Here is a 2,264-nt window from a genome sequence, read left to right on the forward strand (position 1 = left end):
ATAATCGGGCACATCTTCAAGTGTGATACCGCATAGTTCAAGTTTTTGTAAGAGTGGACGCACGAACTCATCTACGGAAACGGGCGAACCATTCTGTATAAGTGGTGTTTCTTTGCAGAGCGCACCTGAAACGTATTGTCCAAGGTGAATAACATCGTTTTCAGTGAATTGACATGCCCGACAGATGTGCGCGTCCTCAGCTTGATGAGGAATATAGCCGTACTCACCAACGCAATAAGCGTTATTTTCCGCTACTTGTCTACCAAAAGAAATGTAATCAAAATGAGCAAAAGCGTGTAATTGATCGAGCGCTTTTTCAAGATCTGTACCCTCGACAAAATGAAAACCTATATCCTCATATGCACCGTCTTTATCACAATGTTTTTCGTCATAAGGCACATAATCACTTAAGTTACATGCAAGCTGCGATAAGATCTCATCGACCGTATTCAAGCTGTCCTGATCACAGCAAAGCTTAATACAATCAAGTACCTGCTTATTAGGGTAAGGCAGATGGTCAAGAAGTTCCTCAAGACTTATATACCCTATCGGGGTGCCGCTGATTCTATATGTATTAAAAAGCTTCATCTCGCCGTTTGGTAATATTTCTGCAATGGTATGACTAAATGGATGCGCTTGTTCAATCTTATCAAGCGATGGATAGGTAATATCGCAATATGCGCAATGCAAATCACTTTTTGTTATAGCGGTAGTAGTAACGTCATCAAATGACTGTAATGCTAACGCAAGCTTTTTAATAACATTGTTCTCGCTTGCAATATCTACCGTGTCGGAGCAATTAAAGTTATATTGCAAATAAAAAGTATCATCAAAAGCTGTAAGAGCCTGATTATCTAGTCCTAGCATTACGGCATTTCTGTAAAGCTGGGATTGCTTAAAGCGTGTACGCTCATAATTGTAAGTCATTTTGACTTGTAGTAAGAATTTATATTCGCTACGACTAAGCATTCCCTTAAGAAAATTTATTTTCCCCTCTTTTTTGCGAGGAAGAAAATGCAAAAAATTACTTACATCTTCATCAATGGAATTTCCTCGTTGATAAAAGAGCACATTATTTTCATTAAGTTCTTCGCAGATTTGATCATAAAAAGCTTTCAGCCATTCCGCTTGCTGGGCTTTTACACATGCATCCCCGTACTTGTCATAGAGAGTTTCAATCAAGGCAGCATGCTCATCGTACATAGGATCACGGGAAGAAAGTGTTTGTGCATTCATGCGCACACCACTTATAGACTCCCAGTGCCACTCATCATAATCAGGGCAAGGGGATGGATCTTGTGTTTCATCCACCCACTCGCACAAAAAGTACGGATCAGGCGCTTCCAATAAATCCAAATGGTTAAAACTGTATGCTGCATACTCGTCACAGAATCTTTCAAGGAGTATGCTCACATCGGGATTGCTTGAAGTAGGTGCATGCACTTCATCAGCTTCATCAAAATTAAGCAAAGGCAGTACCGTTTGCTTAAAAGCATCGAAATTATCATCATAGAGCGCTTGCGCGACTTCTTTTAAGATTGGTTTATCAGTATCCATTGTTCACTCCTAACGTTCGTGTGCTGGTGGCGTTTGTGGTGGTCGGTGCGTGTTCTCGGCTGCTGCTTGCTTTTCAGCAGCATCAAGGGTAGATATGAAAACATCACCAGGGCTTTTAATCTCTTTTTCCAGGTCAACCTTGCTTGATTTGGGCTGTGATGTAATGGTTTGGTTTTTAGTGTCGAGCACTATAAGGTTAGTCAAACTTGTAAGAGGGGTAACATCGGAGACTTGGTTGCCGTGGAGATGGAGCGTTGTAAGGTGAGTCAAGCCAGCAAGCGGCGTGAGATCGGAGATGTTGTTGTTGTTAAGCCAGAGCCATTTAAGACCAGTCAAGGTTGCAAGAGGGGTGATGTCGGAGATTTGATTATTGCTAAGACCGAGCGTTTTAAGATTGGTCAACCCTGTAAGAGGGGTAACATCAGAGATGTGGTTGTCGGTAAGCCAGAGTTCTGTAAGCTTGGTCAAGCCTGCAAGGGGCTTGAGGTCAGTGATGTGGTTAAAGGTGCTAGAGGTAAGAGTGAGTTCTGTAAGCCCAGTCAGGGATGCAAGTGGTGAGAGGTCGGAGAGGTGGTTATGGGAAAGGTCGAGAGAGGTAAGGTTTTTAAACTTTTCGATGCCCTCTATCGATGTGAGCCCGCAGCCAAATAGATGTAACTTTGTAACCTTTAATGCATCATCTTCGGTAATATCCTTGGCTACTTGGT

General features: G+C 42.2%; 2 protein-coding genes. Both read right to left on the minus strand.

Annotation, left to right across the window (positions count from 1 at the left end; genetic code table 11):
• The coding region (locus tag HMPREF3190_RS04640; protein WP_156425722.1) for a hypothetical protein at positions 1 to 1,557 on the minus strand (1,557 nt) is incomplete at its 3' end.
• Between the two features lie 9 nt (positions 1,558 to 1,566).
• Positions 1,567 to 2,264: leucine-rich repeat domain-containing protein (locus tag HMPREF3190_RS04645; RefSeq protein WP_449676217.1), on the minus strand; the 698-nt coding region annotated here is incomplete at its 5' end.

The organism is Umbribacter vaginalis (genome assembly GCA_001552935.1).
In the GTDB taxonomy this organism is placed as follows: Bacteria; Actinomycetota; Coriobacteriia; order Coriobacteriales; family Eggerthellaceae; genus Berryella; species Berryella vaginalis.